The following is a 15,734-nucleotide window of genomic DNA, read 5'->3' as shown; positions in this document are numbered from 1 at the left end:
CATCTTTTCACACCTACTCAAAAAATCTAACTTCAACTGCTTTAATTCGGTATAAATATAGCGCTCGAAAAATAATTTCTAAGGAGTAGAAATGAATGATCTTGAAATGAAGCTATTATTAGCAAAGAATCTACAAGGAAGAATGAAGCATATCACTGACCAACTAATTCACTTAAAAGACTACCCTGAACAATGGTCAGATTTTAAAGAAATCATTAATATGAAGATTAATCATGTAATCAATGACTCCATTACTCTTGGAAGTGAAAAAGCGGCCCATTATATGGCCCTACTTCAAAATCAACTAAATGATGAATTCTGTAATGAAACAATTGATATAATTCGAGAACAATTTGATGAAGTTTTAAAGGCCCTAGATGCATACGGGCCAGAGATTTTGATTAATAACCCTACTCAAGTAAATTTTGCTCATTAAATAAATATGCCCCGCATTCGCGGGGCTATCCTTTTGCAGTATTTATTGTGGTTGGTTTAATTAACCAATTAGTTTTAGAGCTGCAGCACCTTGAGAATTAGACTGAGCAAGAACTGAAGTACCAGCGTTAACAAGGATGTCACTCTTTGCTTTCTTAGCTGTTTCTGCTGCATAGTCAGTATCTCTGATACGTGAATTTGCTGCACTTAAGTTCTCAGTACTAATTTGTAGGTTGTTGATTGTAGAGTTAAGTCTGTTCTGCTTAGCACCTAGCTCTGCTCTTTGTCCTGCGATATTTTCAATTGCAGAGTCAAGATTTGCTAAAGCTGCTTGAGCACCTTCTTTTGAACCAACTTCTAAATCAGCTACACCTAGAGCTTCAAGACCAGAACTTAGTACGTTTGTATCGAACTGAATTCTATCTTGGAAATCATCATTATTAATACCGATTTGGATATCATACTTATCACCGTTTCCAGTTAGAAGTTTCTTTCCGTTAAATTCAGTAACTTCAGAAATTCTTTGGATCTCTTGCTTAAGGTTTTGATACTCAAGATCAGTAAATTGTCTCTCAGTGTCACCTACTGTGTCCGACGCTGATTGAACAGATAGTTCTCTTAGTCTTACTAAGATGTTTGATACTTCATTCAGACCACCTTCTGCAATCTGAATCATTGAAATACCGTCATTTGCGTTTCTCTCAGCTTGCTTACTAGATCTAACCTGACTCTTTAATTTCTCAGAAATTGCTAAACCTGCAGCATCGTCTGCTGAACGTACAATTCTTGTACCAGATGAAAGCTTTTCTAAAGATTTTTGTTGAGTTGAATTCGATTGACCTAACGCTCTTTGAGCTGATAGAGACGATACATTTGTGTTAATACGCATACCCATTGTGATACCTCCGTGATCTACATACTCCCCGTACTCAGGGTTGTCCCGACCATTGGAACAATGAGCATACTGCTCTTGTGAATTATTAAATTTCAATTAAGTCATTTGACCTAACACAAAGCTTCTCGGAGGTAAAAACTAAAGCTTTAGAAAAAATTAAAAATAATTTAAAATATTTTACATATATGTTCATAAATAAAATTCATAAATAGCCGATAATAGAGACCATGGAAGAGGGAAAACCACTAATCTTTCTGCATCCTTTAACTAAGAGTGTGCAGGCACTTAAAGAGACAATCGAGCAAAATGCCGAAAATGACGGTATTGAAATCTATGATGTCGAAAATCCAGAGGAATATAATCAACTCGTCCCTACTATTGGCCAATCCCTCACGATCGCCTGCCAACCGAAGAAATGTGCTCAATGTATTCAACCTTTAAAAAGGTTCATATTTAAGAATAATGTAAAGATACTCCTTATTAATAGTAAGAATATTCCACCAAAGACCCTTGATAAGTTTAGAAAGATTGGTCTTACGGAGTATATCCAAGAGCCTGTTCCACCTAAGACTCTTCTTTATAAAATCAACTTAATCCTGCGCTCCCTTAAGAAGCAAGATGATGGCGATGAAATGGAGTACCATTCTAAGGAAGAGAAGAAAACATTTAGCGATGATGATCAATATGAAGATAAGGCCGATGCCCAAAAATTTGGTGATGCTGGCCACCTAAAAGGTAAAGTTAACAAAAACAATCACCTCAAAGATGGTAAAGATGTTTTTGATGATGATAGAAATGTCGGTTCAGAATGGGAAGAGACACAAGAAGATCCATATAAGAACTCAAAAGAATATAGCGCAGAGCAGGCCATTAATTCAAAAACAGCAGGCAGGCTAGAGGGCGAAATTCACAATGAAAAGCAGCATTCCAATAAAGATGATATTCAATTTGATGATGATCTTTATGGACAAGACCAAGATAAAAAGAATGCAACAAATAAGGCCGACCAACTAGGTGGTAACCTTCAAGGCAAGCTAGGATCAGAATCTGAGGCATCAGAAGATGATGATGAATTTGATGAGGATCTTTTTAAAAGCTTAGAAGGTGTTAGAAAAAGCTCTTATAAAGAAGAGGATAAAGGTGGCGCTCTTCGTGGAGATGTCTCACCTACAATGGAAGATTCAAGAGATCAAGAGGACGAAGAAGATCTCTTTGCAGCTCTTGATTCGGCGACAAAAAAGTCTTCCTCTAGCAATCAAGATCAAAGTGGACATTATAAAGGTAATACCACGAATGGAATTGATGATATAAATGAAGAAGATGAAGAGGATGAAGAGGATCTCTTTGCAGCTCTTGATTCAGCTTCAAAAAAATCTTCCTCAAGCAATCAAGATCAAGGTGGACATTATAAGGGACAAACTTCAAGTGGCCTAGACGATATCGAAGATGAAGAAGATGAAGAAGATCTCTTTGCTGCACTAGACTCAGTCTCAAAAGGCAAGCAAACACAGCAAAAGGATCAGGGCGGACATTATAAAGGCCAAACTGCTCCAACGATGGATGAGATTGAAGAAGAAGAAGAAGACAAAGAAGAAGACCTCTTTGCATCATTGGATGCCGTAAAGAGTGGAGTAAAAAGAAAAGAAAATGATCTTGGTGGTCATTATCAGGGCGATATTGGTCCAGAAATAGACGATATAAATGAAGAAAATGATGATGAAGAAGACCTATTTGCTTCTTTAGATGCACACAAGAAGGGAGCATCATCAAAAAGACCAAGTCAAGGCAGTCCTGACAATGAAATGATTGATAACGAAAAGGGCCTTGAAAGAGATCTTGCTGAAAATAAAGATGCCAAGCAAAGAGATGAAGACCTCTTTGAATCATTAGCACAACATGGGAAGAGAAAACCTGTTCAAAGAGATGAAAAGCAAAAGAAAAAGTCTGATGATGGAGAGGATGATAATCAAGATGAAGACCAAGCAGAAGGCGGCTCGATTCAATATGAGAAAAAGGGTGATCTAGGTGAACAGACTATCGATTATCGCAACCTTGATAAACAGCCAGAATACAGTGGTGGAACGAAAGAAAAATTAGAAATAAAAGTAACAGATGCCCCTGAGCAAAATAACAAAGAAAAAGACCAAGGCTATGACCAAAAGAGTGAAGAAGAAATTGATTACGACCTAAGTAATGCATTAAAAAAACTTCAAGAACAGGATCAAGCTCCAGGTTATGATTATAGCAAAAGGCCATCAAATAATAACAATGCAAATAATCAAGATCATCAACTAAAAGTTAATCAATACTCAAGTAATACAAAAGAAGATCAGCAAGCCGCTGACTCCGAGTCGGCCATTGAAGAAGCAAAAGATCAAAAAGAGTTAGAAGAGGCCCTTAACTCCATAATTATTCCTGAACCAAAGGATATGGACTTTCTCATTCGTGCCACAGATATGCTCATTGATGGTGATGAGATAAAACAGATGACCTCAGATTATATTAATGAATTCTGTGATGGAACCCTCATTGTTTATAACCTGCAAAATGAATGTATTATGGGTAGTGAACAGGGGCCAGATAATTTTGAAGCAGTGAAGAATATATTAAAAATAAAGAGAAAACCAAGTTGGAATGATGACACATTCCAAGCTGAAACACTTTACTATCACTGCCCTATTATTGAGAATACAAATTATAGTTACTTCACAGTATTTTTCACCACAAGAGAAGAGATCGAAAAATCAGAAGATACCCCTAAAAGGATAGAGATTTGTCTTGAGGCCTTAAAAGGAAGTTATAAAAGTGGTGAAGATCGTATGACAACGAAGATAGCTTCATCTAATAAGTCTGCTGCATCAAGTTTAAAAAACTCAGTAGGAAGCCTCTTTAAAGGAATATTTGGAAAAGGACGAACATGATTGCCTATTTCTATATAAAGCTTAAATCGCTTAAAGACATTCGCACTTTCCCTTTTACTCTCTATGTCTATAAAGAGAAAGAGAATCTCTACACAGAATACTTAAAAGCAAACACACCTTTAACTCAAGATAGTTATAACCTATTAAAGTATATTGAAGATAACAAGACAGGAAAAATCGCAATCAAGCTTTCACAACGAATGACTTATCTTGCAACAGTTGGAGAATTAAGTGAGTATACTCCACAAGAGGCAAATCAAATTCGTGAAAAGATCAACATCTTAAAAGAGCATGAAAAAGCGGTTGAAACAAATCAAAAAGAAGCAAGATCAAGACTACCTCTTCGCAGTGTCTTAACAAAAGCAATCGATCAGGACGACTTCCTACCAATTATCTTAAGGGCGCAAAAAGAGATATCAACATTTCCTGTAAACTTATCTCATACTATCTCTCTTGCAAGACACTTTGCCATGACCCATCTTGATAAGGACAATCTTACAAATCGAATTGTGGCACTGAGCTTCTTCTTTGCAAAGAAACTTGGAATTGAAGACTATAAAAAGCAAGCCGATTTAATCTGTGCTTCTTTTCTAGCAAATATTGGACTTACAAGTATCTCTCCAAATATCATCCATGAGAGCTTTGAAGAAGTAACAAGCGATCAACGAGAACAATATTATAAGCATGTGAAAGTATCTCGTATGCTTATAGAAAAATCAGGTGTTCAATTATCAGAAGAGTGTAAGGCAATTATTGATCACCATCATGAAAAACATGATGGTAGCGGAATGCCTGGACAAATTTCTCAAGCTGGACTTAGCCTTGAAAGTGAAATCCTAGAATTTATTTCTCATATTCTAGAGTTTAGCACAGGATTAATTAACGGAGAAAAATCACCTCTAAGCAGCGTTGTATATATGGTTGATGCTCAAGCTGGAGTTGGTGGTCTCAATACAAACTACAGTGACAAGATAAAGCCTCACATCACTAGCGTACTAAGCCTTTAATTGAAACTACCATACGGCAATGTATTTCGCCCTTCCCACGTATGCAAGTTTGCTTGAACTTTTGGCAAGTGCTCATCTTTATTATTCTTTGGATCTAAGACTTCAATTTTTGCAAAAGTAAGTTGGGTATTCCCTCCACCTTTACCAAAGTCTAGATTGTACATTCTAGTCCAGGTTCCAGTATTTATGAAAGTTTTACCATTAGTATAAGTGCGACAAATTGGCTCATGTGTATGGCCAACAATCAATACATCCGTATCTTTTGCATCTTGTAGATATTCAAAAGTTAATTCTTCGTAATCCTGAAAGAGGTGTAATTCTTTCATGAAAAGCTTTAACCAATCACCAAAGTTATTACTTATTTTAAAAAGATAGATTGAGCGAACCATTATAAAGTAAATGGTATTGGCCAACATGAATCGCAGAGTGAAGAAAGTATCATAAATAAGTCCATTAATAAGAAACTTATTAATTGGGCGAACTGCATTTACATGATCTCGTTCTTCTTTAAACTTATTTATCACTCGTGTTACATAGTAAGAGCCCCAAGGCGGATTAAAGTATTTCTTTCCGTCCTTATCCTCTATAATGCAACTTTCCTCTTCAAAAGTATGAGCAATTTCGTACTCGTGGCCATGTCTTAGTACAACACGATCAGTAGGACGATATTCATCATTTAGCTCTCTTATGATAAAGCGATCTCGTACTTCTTTATCAAAACAATTGAGAACCATCTCTTTTAAAGAATCAAAAACTAACTCCGCATCATGATTACCAATAATAAATGTAACCTTTTTATTCTTTACTTTTAAGAAGTCGTTAAGGGCCTGCATCACCTCTTTATGTGCATCTAGAATTAGCTGTAATTTCTTCTTCGATGATTCCTCAGACCAGAACTCATCATCAAATACTTGCACATAAGGAACTGCTAAAAGGTCAAAAAAGTCTCCGTTAATAATCAACTCGACATCTTTACTGGCATACTCATCACTGCTGAAGTATTCGAGAAAATCAACTAACTCTTCATCATAGTGAAAGTCTTCGAGATAATTTCTAATACCATTTACATACTCTCCTGCGCCAAGATGGACATCAGAGATTATGATTATGGTCTTCTTTGAGTTACTCTTGCGAAGGAATCTCATATGCGGACTTTCCTATATTTAACACGACTCTTTGAAAAGACGGGTCTAGTGGAACAAAGTAGAATTTATTCTTTGTATTAAAATCAAACTCAATACTCATTTCAGCGTCTGGCTTAATCGTGACAAATTTTAGATTCTTATCATTGTCATCGACAAACTTCCCTCTTATTGTTGAAAGGGTACGATTTTTAATAACAACTGCAACACGAGAGCCCCTCTTTTTTACCGGAGAGATAACTTTATAATAACTGGGCATAGCTGTTACTAAAAAAGCCTCAGACTTTTCCATTCTCTGTTGCGCATATGAGTTCATATGCCATGAGATCAGACATGCAAAAGCTAGAGTAAAAAACTTAAGAAATTTAGTTTTTGTCATACATATATTGTAACTATTTAATAATTTGTTGGTCCTTATTGGCAAAGCTTACCTAGTTCACTCAGAATAAGCTAAATTCTTGGGCCAACTTCAATGTTGACGAAAAGATATTCATGATAAGTACACTAAAGAAAACATTTACAAAGAATCAAGAGACTAACCCAAGCTTTAAGGTCAACTTCTCAGACCCGGCCCATCACTGGATTAATCAGAATCCAAGAATCAAAAGATTCTTTGAGGACGTCATTTCACAATTGAGTGAAGAAGAAAAAGACAGCTTGGCCACTTATGGGGAACTTGTCTTTTTAGAAAGTCAGGGCATGCACTCTAGCGTTATTCCATCACATGGAGATAAGACATTTGTACTTGTCTATCCACAGTTAAAGAAAGCAATTCTAACAGCAGACAATGAAGAGGCCTATGCAATCATATTTCATGAATTAGGACATCTCTACTATCGTCATTTCACAATGAGATTACATGCAAATGAAATGACAAAGCAAATTGAAGCAGATGACTTTGCTATTAGACATGGATTTGGAAAGGGTCTATTTAACTTCTTAATGAAAATGCCTATTAGTCATGAAGTTAGCCAAAGACTAGAAATGATTCGTTTAAGAACTTAATTTCATCACGAATTTTAGCAGCATCTTCAAAGCGGAGGTCTTTTGAGGCCTCTTTCATCTCAATTTTAAGCTCAGCAATACGCTTTTTAATCTCATCAGGAGACATGGTAACGTCTTTAGGACCGCTCTTTTTCCCCTTCTTCTTACCACCACGTAAAGTTTCAATTACTCCACCTGAAACTTCCTTAAGAATCGTTTGAGGAGTTATGCCGTGATCTTCATTATATTGCATTTGAATAGCTCGACGACGTTTCGTCTCACCGATTGCTCGCTCCATAGACTTCGTTGTTTGATAAGCATACATAAGAACTTTACCATCACTATTTCTAGCGGCCCGTCCAATTGTCTGAACAAGGGAGCGCTCAGATCTCAAGAAGCCTTCCTTATCAGCATCCAAAATGGCCACTAATGAAACCTCAGGAATATCAAGACCTTCTCTTAGGAGATTGATTCCCACAAGAACATCAAACTCACCAAGGCGAAGATCGCGAATGATCTCAACTCTTTCAATCGTATCAATATCACTATGAAGGTATTTCACCTTAATTCCACTACCATGGTAGAAATTAGTTAACTCTTCTGCCAACTTCTTTGTAAGAGTTGTCACCAGGACTCGCTGGCCTTTTTCAATAATGCGCCTTACCTCAACTAAGAGGTCATCAACTTGATTAGTTGCATCCCTAACCTCAATAATCGGATCAAGAAGTCCTGTTGGCCTAATAATTTGCTCAACAAACTCTCCATGAGTCCGCTCTAATTCGTAATTACCAGGGGTAGCAGAAACATAAAGGACATCATCGAGCTTTCCTTTAAACTCCTCAAAATTTAAAGGACGATTATCTAATGCTGAAGGTAGGCGAAAACCGTAATCGACGAGATTCATTTTACGGGCCCTATCTCCGCGATACATCCCACCGACTTGTGGAATAGTTATATGTGATTCATCAATAATCATTAAGAAGTCTTTCTTAAAGAAATCAATAAGTGTTGGTGGAGGATCACCTGGTTTACTCCCCGTCATATGACGAGAATAATTCTCAATACCAGAACAAAAGCCCATCTCTTCAAGCATTTCAATATCAAGTAGTGTTCTTTGTTCAAGGCGTTGCCTTTCAACTAATTTATTTTGTTTCTCTAACTCTTGTAGGCGCTCTCTTAGCTCAACTTTAATAGTCTCAAGAGCACCATCCATTTTCTCCTCACCAACAACATAGTGAGATTTTGGATAAATTGTAACCTTACTAAGGTTATGAAGTTTTGTTCCCCTAAGTGGGTCAACAATTGTTATACTTTCGACCTCATCATCAAAGAATTCAATGCGAACAACATTCGAATCCTCATGAGCAGGAAAGACTTCAACAATATCCCCTCTTACGCGAAAACACCCACGAACAAAGTCGATATCATTTCTTTCGTATTGAATAGCAACTAAAGACTTTAGAAAATCATCGCGGTCTTTCTCATCACCAACAAAGAGAGTCTCCCTCATACTCGCATACTCATCAGGAGAACCAATACCATAAATGCAACTAACCGAAGAGATTATGATGACATCATCTCTTTCTAAGAGTGAGCGAGTTGCAGAGTGGCGAAGCTTGTCGATCTCATCATTAACAGATGAGTCCTTTTCTATATAGGTATCACTTCCCGGAACATAAGCTTCAGGTTGATAATAATCGTAATACGAAACAAAGTACTCCACAGCATTATCGGGAAAGAATTCTCTAAACTCGGCATAAAGTTGTGCCGCAAGTGTCTTATTATGTGCCAAAATTAAGGTCTTTTTTCCAAGCTTTTGAATCACATTGGCCATGGTAAATGTTTTACCAGAACCGGTAACGCCCAATAGAGTTTGCTCTTTTTCTCCAGAAGAGAGTTTTTCCACAATAGTCTTGATGGCCTCTGGTTGATCCCCACAAGGTTCAAATTTTGACTGTAAATTAAAGGTCTTATCACTCATATCGAGATTGTATCCTATTAGATTAAAAGATAACAATTATTATCTGAGCTATAAATATGTTACATTATTAACTAAATTGATCATTTTTTAATTAGGGATAAAAAATGAAAAAAGGTGAACTACAAAGGGCAAAGATCATTGATATTGCCATAGGTCAGATCGCTGAAAAAGGCATCGCTGCGACCTCATTTCAAAAAATTGCCGATACTCTAGGTATTAGCCAGTCTGGTGTCTTTCATTATTTTAAGAATAAGACCGAGCTCTTTCTTGGGGTTTTGGAAAGTATTCTTGAAAGGCGTACTGAATTAATAAATCAATTAATCACACCAACTGATGATAGTATTGGCCGTATACGCAAGCACTGCCAAGCTAGTCTGACTTGGCTAATTGATAGGCCTAGTGAAGCTAAGATCATCCTCTACTTATATCAACAATCTTCCACTAATTCTGTCGTTCTACCATTTGGAGAGAAGGTCATCCTCAATGGAAGAAATCGATTAGAGGACTTAATTGTTGAAGGACAAGCTGAAGGTAGCATCTCACCAAAAGTTGATGCTAAGCTTTGGGGACGACTACTACACGAATTTTTGACAGGCTCATTAATGCAAACAATTTGCCTATATGAAAATTGTCTACTTCCTAAGGAAGTTCAAGAATTTGATATTAGATTAAATGAATTATTAGATTGCCTAAAGGCTTAAGCAATTGTGAGGCCAAAAATAAATAAAGCGTTTGCAAGTTACCCCACAAACGCTTATTTCACACACACAACACAAGAGAATAAGTTCAAAAAAGAATTTCGAACTTAAAGCTGTTATTCAAAACAGCTCTCAATTTGATTTTTTATTTCAGTTTTCTCAGAACCATTCTTGATTGAGATCTCTTGAACAATTAAGTCTCTACACTGCTCAAGCATTTTCTTCTCACCAAATGAAAGATTCTTCTTATTCTTAAGTAAGAATAAAGATCTTAGGACATCTGCGATTTCTAAAAGTGAACCAGTTTTCACTTTTTCCATATAGTCTCTATAACGACGATTCCAAGTTGAGTTATCAACTTTTACATCGTGATCATTTAGAAGTTGATAAACTTCATTGATCTCGCTGTCGTCAACAAGCACTCTAATTCCATCTTTAGAATTGGTAGGAACCATGACAGTCATTCCGTTTGCTACAACCTTAATGATGTAGAACGAAAGCTTGTGCTCTCCTACTTCGCGCTCTTCGATGTCCACAATCTGACCAACACCGTGTCCTGGGCAAACTGCGTAATCACCAATGTTAAACATTTCTACCTCCATGGGTATTTCTCTCACTCAGTTATACTACGACGCGCCATGACTCTCAATGCAGCTTGTAAGATTTACACATGGGGTATGATTTTTAGACGGAAGGTTGTAGAAATGCGGGCCAAAAAAAAGCCCCTCAATAAGAGGGGCTTAATTCGATAAATATATCTGTAATTTCAATTAGTTAACTAATTAGAAACGTGGGCAAATTTCATCTTTTTCGAAGAAATAAGCAAGTTCTCTTTCAGCAGAAGCAAGAGAATCAGAACCGTGAACAGCGTTCTCACCGATAGATTTAGCATATAGCTTTCTAAGAGTGTTTTCAGCAGCTTCAGCTGGGTTAGTCGCACCCATGATTTCTCTATTTCTTTCAACTGCATTTTCACCTTCTAGGCACATAAGAACAACTGGTGCAGAAGTCATGAAAGCAACAAGTTCACCAAAGAATGGTCTGTCTTTGTGCTCAATATAGAAACCTTCAGCTTTCTCTTTTGAAAGGTGAGCAAGTTTAAGAGCAGCGATTCTTAGACCTTCTTCTTCAAATCTCTTAATGATGTTACCAATGTTGTTATCAAGTAGTGCATTTGGCTTAATGATACTAAAAGTTCTTTCCATTTTAATCTCCTTAAAATTATCTTGCGGAAAAATTCCCTAAATTCTTTTAATTAAAGGTTCTTTAAAACCTTCTCCATTGTTTCACCAAGTTCAGCTGGAGAACGTGAAACTGTTACGCCACATTCTTCAAGAATTCTAAACTTAGCTTCTGCAGTATCGTCACCGCCAGAGATGATTGCACCTGCGTGCCCCATTCTCTTACCTGGAGGCGCTGAAGCACCTGCGATAAATGATACAACTGGCTTACTCATATTCTTTTGAATCCATCGACCAGCATCTGTTTCAGCAGAACCACCGATCTCACCAATCATAATAACAGCATCAGTATCTGGATCTTTTTCAAATAGCTCTAGTACGTCAATGAAGTTTGTTCCGTTAACTGGGTCACCACCGATACCAACACAAGTTGATTGTCCGATGTCTCTTTGAGTTAACTGATAAACAGCTTCATAAGTAAGAGTTCCTGAACGAGAGATAACACCAACACGACCTGGCATGTGGATGTGACCTGGCATAATTCCGATCTTACACTCACCTGGAGTGATAACACCTGGACAGTTAGGACCAATTAGTCTTGATTTTGAACCTTCAAGAGCGGCCTTAACCTTTACCATATCAAGGATAGGAATCCCTTCAGTAATTGCAATAATAAGTGGCATCTCAGCATCAATCGCTTCTAGGATTGAGTCAGCTGCAAACGGAGGTGGAACCATAATCATGGCCGCATTTGCTTCCGTCTTATCCATTGCTTCTTTAATAGTATTAAAAACAGGGAAACCTTCATGAACTGTTCCACCTTTACCTGGAGTTACACCACCAACAAAGTTAGTTCCGTAATCTCTTGATTGTAGTGAGTGAAAAGTTCCTTGCTTACCTGTAAAACCAACAGTGATTAATTTTGTATCACGATTAATAAGAATGGCCATTACGCCTCCCCTTTTGTCGCTTCAACAGCTTTCTTCGCTGCATCTGCTAAATCTTCAGCTGCAATAATTGCAAGATCTGATTCATTTAAAATTTTCTTACCAAGAGCTACGTTTGTCCCTTCAAGACGAACAACTAATGGTACTGTTAAATCAAGTTCCTTAGCGGCTGCAACAACACCTTCAGCGATGATGTCACACTTCATAATTCCACCAAAAATATTAACTAGAATAGCTTTTACATTCTCATCTTGAAGGATAAGAGAGAAAGCTTTCTGAACAGTTTCTTTTGTCGCTGATCCACCAACATCTAGGAAGTTAGCAGGTTCACCACCGTGAAGCTTAATGATGTCCATTGTACCCATTGCAAGACCTGCACCGTTTACTAGACAACCAATATTTCCATCAAGTTCAATATAAGCTGCACCAAATTCACTTGCTGCTAACTCTTTTTCACTTTCTTCAGTTGGATCTCTTAGCTCTTGAATTTCAGGGTGTCTGAAAAGAGCATTAGAATCAAAGTTAAGCTTTGCATCTAGTGCTAAGATATCACCTTGCTTAGTTTTTACTAATGGGTTGATCTCTGCAATTGAGCAATCGTACTTCATATATAGATCGTAAAGACCTTTAAAGAATTGACCTGCTTCCTTTACTTCTTCCTTAGTCTTAAGACCAATTCCGTAAGCTAGCTTTCTTGCAACAAATGGAGTGAATCCAGCTGCTGGGTCAATTGCTACTTTAATGATTTTTTCAGGAGTCTTATGAGCAACTTCCTCAATCTCAACTCCACCTTCTTCAGAGGCCATCATTGTAACTTTACCAGTTGCACGGTCTAGAACAACACCAGCATAGTACTCGTGCTCAATGTCACATCCTTCTTCGATGAAAAGAGTGTGAACTTTCTTTCCTTCTGGACCTGTTTGGTGAGTTACAAGAGTCTTACCTAGAATATCGTCAGCGTGTAAGCGAACTTCATCTAATGACTTTGCAAGCTTTACACCACCTGCTTTACCACGCCCACCAGCGTGAATTTGAGCTTTTACTACCCAAATATTTCCACCTAATTTTTCTGCCGCAGCAACAGCCTCATCAACAGTCTTTGCTACTTCACCTCTAAGAACCTTCAGGCCCATGTCTCTCATTAAACCCTTGGCCTGGTACTCATGTACGTTCATTAAAACTCCTAAGTTTTCGTGTATGAAATATTCATGATTTTACTGGCTTATAATAGTGGTCATCTCTATAACTTTCTAGGTGAGTCGTGTCATTTTTGCCAAGTTTTTTGTCATTCAACTGATTAATGGGCAATTCATGGACTTATTCACAAAATAACGCTTAACGTCTTGTAGCAATTTCCGATTTTTCGCACAATTAGCTCATGGAAAACATACTAATAAGCCCAGGTAAATTTAGGCTCGACGGCGGGGCCATGTTTGGAATCATCCCAAAACCATTATGGAACAAGGTTCACCCTGCAGATGAATACAATCGCATCGACCTCGATCTAAGGCTTTGGATCATTAAAGACCAAGACAGAATTATTATTACAGATACTGGTATTGGTGATTACCACGGAGAGAAGTTCGACCAACAATTCGATGTTCGCCAAGAACAATCTCCTCTCGTAAAGGCATTAGCAGACAAAGGGATAAAACCTGAAGATGTAACAGATCTTGTTATCTCGCATCTTCACTTCGATCATGTCGGTGGTATGGTCTATAAAGATGGCGACAACTTTAAACCAGTTCTACCAAATGTAACGATCCACCTACATCGAGAACATTGGCAATATGCCCTTAATCCAACATTAAGGGACAGTGGCTCATTTCATAAGAAGTACTTTAAAGATATTATCGAGGAATTTGATAAAGCGGGACGCGTCCACTGGCTTACTGGAAAAGAGGGTGAGATACTCAAACTATCAAATGATACATTAAGATTTAAATGCTCTTACGGACACACTCCTCACCTCGTGCATCCTTATACAAGTGAGTATATCTACTTGGCAGACCTGATCCCAACTTCAAATCACGTCCATGTACCATGGGTAATGGGCTATGATATCGCTCCAGGTCAAACGACAGTGGATAAGATGGAATTCTTAAAGATGATCATTGAAAAGGATCTAACAGTAATCTTTGAGCACGACCCGAAGTATGCAAGTGCAAAAGTCACGCAAAATGAGCGCGGAAAATATATCTGTAAAGATCTACAGTGACCTAAAATGACCTACATTAAGCTTTCAATCTGTTTTTGAATCTCATTCTTAACAGATTGAAGCACCACTCGATCATCATCCATGAACTTTCTTAAATGAAGACGTTTCTGCTTATTAAGGTAGCCATAACGTGACAGCTTTTCCACAAGCTTTGCACTCCACGCACTAATATCCTTACCAAGATTGTGGATTTCATTTTCTAACTTTAACTCAGTACTCGTTAATTTAGTCTTATCAAGTTCATAATTAGATAGAACTATACTTTGTAGAAGTGGCCCAATATTTCGAGCATATCTTTGTTGAAATTCCTTATGAGCAAGCCAACCACTTTTCTGACTCAAAGACAGACGATAATGAATGGACATCGATGAAATTAGAGACTCAAGTGTTCTAAGCTTTTCTCGAATTGTACTTATGGCCTTTCTCTTTGCTGTTTTGCGCTTTTTTTCAATTTTTGCAATCTGCTCCAAGTAAGCTTGCCTCGACTCAGGTACAAGAAAAACTTTCTTTTCTAGAACTTCTCGAATCGTTCCCATTCCCAATTTATTCTTAATATTGTCTGTAACAGATAAGAATTCATAAATGAACGTTACATTATATGAACCAGGGATGAATTCACGGCCCTCTTCAAAGACAAGGTCCTTAAATTCAATAAGCCCACCCTCTCCAATATTATGGGCCTTAATCAAAATTTCAGATCCATCTAAAAGATCGGGTTTGCGATGAAGAATTAATTCAACACTCACTGGTTTTTTAAAAGGAAGCCTAGCATAAATAGTGGACATCTCTTTATTAACAAAGAGGTGTACATCGCCATCTTTAACAGGCCTTTTCATCTCATTTAGAGTTGTCACCGAAATATTTTGGACCTCAACCTTCTTTAACTTTGTCGAGCCAGCTGCAAAGTAAATACTAGCAATGAGTGTCACTGCTATAAAGAAAGTGGCAATAACTGTTGTGTATATCGGAAATTTACTAGGAAAAATTTCAATATCAGCTAAATCTGATTCTTCCTCTGGCACTTCTTTTAGCTCCACTGGCTCTCTGGCAGGAATATCGGGAGTTTCAGTTGAGATCTTTACGTCATTTATTGGTATCTCAGGAAGTTGGCCATCTTCTTTTAGAACCTGAGTTTCATAATAAGACTGAGCTTCTTGGCGGGCCAATTGAATTACAGCAAAGACAGGTTTCCAATTCTTTGCCCCTTTGCGCCAACAAAGTTGATAAGACTTAATTAGACCTTTATCATAAAAGTCGATAATATCTTGAGCTGTAAATGGTCCTTTATTTTTACCGGACTGATTAATATACCAATTTTTTTGCAT

15 protein-coding genes are annotated in these 15,734 nt (G+C 37.4%); 6 read left to right on the top strand and 9 right to left on the bottom strand.

Going from position 1 to position 15,734, the window contains the following annotated elements:
• Positions 1-91 precede the first annotated feature (91 nt).
• A complete protein-coding gene (locus VCM44_RS06500; protein ID WP_115363430.1) occupies positions 92-436 on the top strand; it encodes a hypothetical protein in 345 nt (114 codons plus the stop codon).
• 60 nt (positions 437-496) lie between these two features.
• Here the strand turns inward: VCM44_RS06500 and VCM44_RS06495 are convergent, their stop codons facing one another.
• Positions 497-1,330, bottom strand: a complete 834-nt coding sequence (locus VCM44_RS06495) for a flagellin N-terminal helical domain-containing protein (RefSeq protein ID WP_115363432.1) — start codon at positions 1,328-1,330, stop codon at positions 497-499.
• Between the two features lie 227 nt (positions 1,331-1,557).
• Between VCM44_RS06495 and VCM44_RS06490 the strand changes: the two genes are divergently transcribed.
• Positions 1,558-4,251, top strand: a complete 2,694-nt coding sequence (locus VCM44_RS06490; RefSeq protein ID WP_334678344.1) for a hypothetical protein — start codon at positions 1,558-1,560, stop codon at positions 4,249-4,251.
• Entirely contained in the window at positions 4,248-5,258 is a 1,011-nt protein-coding gene (locus VCM44_RS06485) for an HD domain-containing phosphohydrolase (protein WP_334678343.1), read from the top strand. The genes VCM44_RS06490 and VCM44_RS06485 overlap by 4 nt, the downstream gene beginning before the upstream one ends.
• On the opposite strand, the gene VCM44_RS06480 is transcribed toward VCM44_RS06485, so the two are convergent.
• Together VCM44_RS06480 and VCM44_RS06475 are read right to left on the bottom strand one after the other, a co-directional pair.
• The gene (locus VCM44_RS06480; protein ID WP_334678342.1) at positions 5,255-6,403 is read right to left on the bottom strand and encodes a metallophosphoesterase; all 1,149 of its coding nucleotides are present in this window, start codon (positions 6,401-6,403) and stop codon (positions 5,255-5,257) included. The two genes, VCM44_RS06485 and VCM44_RS06480, sit on opposite strands and share 4 nt — an antisense overlap.
• Positions 6,381-6,779: a hypothetical protein gene (locus VCM44_RS06475; RefSeq protein WP_115363440.1), complete on the bottom strand. Its 399-nt coding sequence runs from the start codon at positions 6,777-6,779 to the stop codon at positions 6,381-6,383. Before VCM44_RS06475 ends, VCM44_RS06480 begins: the two co-directional genes overlap by 23 nt.
• 113 nt (positions 6,780-6,892) lie before the next feature.
• Here VCM44_RS06475 and VCM44_RS06470 point away from each other — a divergent pair, with 113 nt between their 5' ends.
• Entirely contained in the window at positions 6,893-7,405 is a 513-nt protein-coding gene (locus VCM44_RS06470) for a hypothetical protein (RefSeq protein WP_120405051.1), read from the top strand.
• Here the strand turns inward: VCM44_RS06470 and uvrB are convergent.
• Positions 7,368-9,365: an excinuclease ABC subunit UvrB gene (uvrB, locus tag VCM44_RS06465; protein ID WP_115363444.1), complete on the bottom strand. Its 1,998-nt coding sequence runs from the start codon at positions 9,363-9,365 to the stop codon at positions 7,368-7,370. The two genes, VCM44_RS06470 and uvrB, sit on opposite strands and share 38 nt — an antisense overlap.
• 104 nt (positions 9,366-9,469) lie before the next feature.
• On the opposite strand from uvrB, the gene VCM44_RS06460 reads away from it, so the two are divergent.
• Positions 9,470-10,066 carry a TetR/AcrR family transcriptional regulator gene (locus VCM44_RS06460; RefSeq protein ID WP_120405053.1) on the top strand — a complete coding sequence of 199 codons (597 nt, stop codon included), beginning with the start codon at positions 9,470-9,472 and terminating at the stop codon, positions 10,064-10,066.
• A 113-nt stretch (positions 10,067-10,179) separates the two neighbouring features.
• On the opposite strand, the gene VCM44_RS06455 is transcribed toward VCM44_RS06460, so the two are convergent.
• The 4 genes from VCM44_RS06455 to sucC all read right to left on the bottom strand — a co-directional run bounded on the left by VCM44_RS06455 (position 10,180) and on the right by sucC (position 13,366).
• On the bottom strand, positions 10,180-10,653 hold the full coding sequence (locus VCM44_RS06455) for a CarD family transcriptional regulator (RefSeq protein ID WP_233500278.1): 474 nt from the start codon (positions 10,651-10,653) through the stop codon (positions 10,180-10,182).
• Positions 10,654-10,845: 192 nt separating this feature from the next.
• A complete protein-coding gene (gene ndk, locus VCM44_RS06450; protein WP_115363450.1) occupies positions 10,846-11,274 on the bottom strand; it encodes a nucleoside-diphosphate kinase in 429 nt (142 codons plus the stop codon).
• Between the two features lie 44 nt (positions 11,275-11,318).
• Positions 11,319-12,194: a succinate--CoA ligase subunit alpha gene (gene sucD, locus VCM44_RS06445; RefSeq protein WP_115363452.1), complete on the bottom strand. Its 876-nt coding sequence runs from the start codon at positions 12,192-12,194 to the stop codon at positions 11,319-11,321.
• Positions 12,194-13,366, bottom strand: a complete 1,173-nt coding sequence (gene sucC / locus VCM44_RS06440; RefSeq protein WP_115363454.1) for an ADP-forming succinate--CoA ligase subunit beta — start codon at positions 13,364-13,366, stop codon at positions 12,194-12,196. Before sucC ends, sucD begins: the two co-directional genes overlap by 1 nt.
• Positions 13,367-13,569: 203 nt before the next feature.
• Between sucC and VCM44_RS06435 the strand changes: the two genes are divergently transcribed.
• Complete coding sequence (locus VCM44_RS06435; protein ID WP_115363455.1) at positions 13,570-14,409, top strand: MBL fold metallo-hydrolase; 840 nt, start codon at positions 13,570-13,572, stop codon at positions 14,407-14,409.
• An 11-nt stretch (positions 14,410-14,420) separates the two neighbouring features.
• Here the strand turns inward: VCM44_RS06435 and VCM44_RS06430 are convergent, their stop codons facing one another.
• The gene (locus tag VCM44_RS06430; RefSeq protein WP_334678341.1) at positions 14,421-15,734 is read right to left on the bottom strand and encodes a DUF4339 domain-containing protein; all 1,314 of its coding nucleotides are present in this window, start codon (positions 15,732-15,734) and stop codon (positions 14,421-14,423) included.

The organism is Halobacteriovorax sp. DPLXC-1 (assembly GCF_036903125.1).
GTDB lineage: Bacteria > Bdellovibrionota > Bacteriovoracia > Bacteriovoracales > Bacteriovoracaceae > Halobacteriovorax_A > Halobacteriovorax_A vibrionivorans.
The sequence above is the reverse complement of the archived record's forward strand: the minus strand, read 5'-3'. Positions and strand labels throughout refer to the sequence as shown.

Excerpts from the sequence above, each read along its gene's own strand:
- VCM44_RS06480 (WP_334678342.1), bottom strand. The coding sequence starts at position 6,403 with ATGAGATTCCTTCGCAAGAGTAACTCAAAGAAGACCATAATCATAATC.
- VCM44_RS06490 (WP_334678344.1), top strand. The coding sequence starts at position 1,558 with ATGGAAGAGGGAAAACCACTAATCTTTCTGCATCCTTTAACTAAGAGT.
- VCM44_RS06485 (WP_334678343.1), top strand. The coding sequence starts at position 4,248 with ATGATTGCCTATTTCTATATAAAGCTTAAATCGCTTAAAGACATTCGC.
- VCM44_RS06430 (WP_334678341.1), bottom strand. The coding sequence starts at position 15,734 with ATGCAAAAAAATTGGTATATTAATCAGTCCGGTAAAAATAAAGGACCA.
- VCM44_RS06460 (WP_120405053.1), top strand. The coding sequence starts at position 9,470 with ATGAAAAAAGGTGAACTACAAAGGGCAAAGATCATTGATATTGCCATA.
- VCM44_RS06470 (WP_120405051.1), top strand. The coding sequence starts at position 6,893 with ATGATAAGTACACTAAAGAAAACATTTACAAAGAATCAAGAGACTAAC.
- uvrB (WP_115363444.1), bottom strand. The coding sequence starts at position 9,365 with ATGAGTGATAAGACCTTTAATTTACAGTCAAAATTTGAACCTTGTGGG.
- VCM44_RS06500 (WP_115363430.1), top strand. The coding sequence starts at position 92 with ATGAATGATCTTGAAATGAAGCTATTATTAGCAAAGAATCTACAAGGA.
- VCM44_RS06495 (WP_115363432.1), bottom strand. The coding sequence starts at position 1,330 with ATGGGTATGCGTATTAACACAAATGTATCGTCTCTATCAGCTCAAAGA.
- VCM44_RS06435 (WP_115363455.1), top strand. The coding sequence starts at position 13,570 with ATGGAAAACATACTAATAAGCCCAGGTAAATTTAGGCTCGACGGCGGG.
- sucD (WP_115363452.1), bottom strand. The coding sequence starts at position 12,194 with ATGGCCATTCTTATTAATCGTGATACAAAATTAATCACTGTTGGTTTT.
- VCM44_RS06475 (WP_115363440.1), bottom strand. The coding sequence starts at position 6,779 with ATGACAAAAACTAAATTTCTTAAGTTTTTTACTCTAGCTTTTGCATGT.
- sucC (WP_115363454.1), bottom strand. The coding sequence starts at position 13,366 with ATGAACGTACATGAGTACCAGGCCAAGGGTTTAATGAGAGACATGGGC.
- VCM44_RS06455 (WP_233500278.1), bottom strand. The coding sequence starts at position 10,653 with ATGTTTAACATTGGTGATTACGCAGTTTGCCCAGGACACGGTGTTGGT.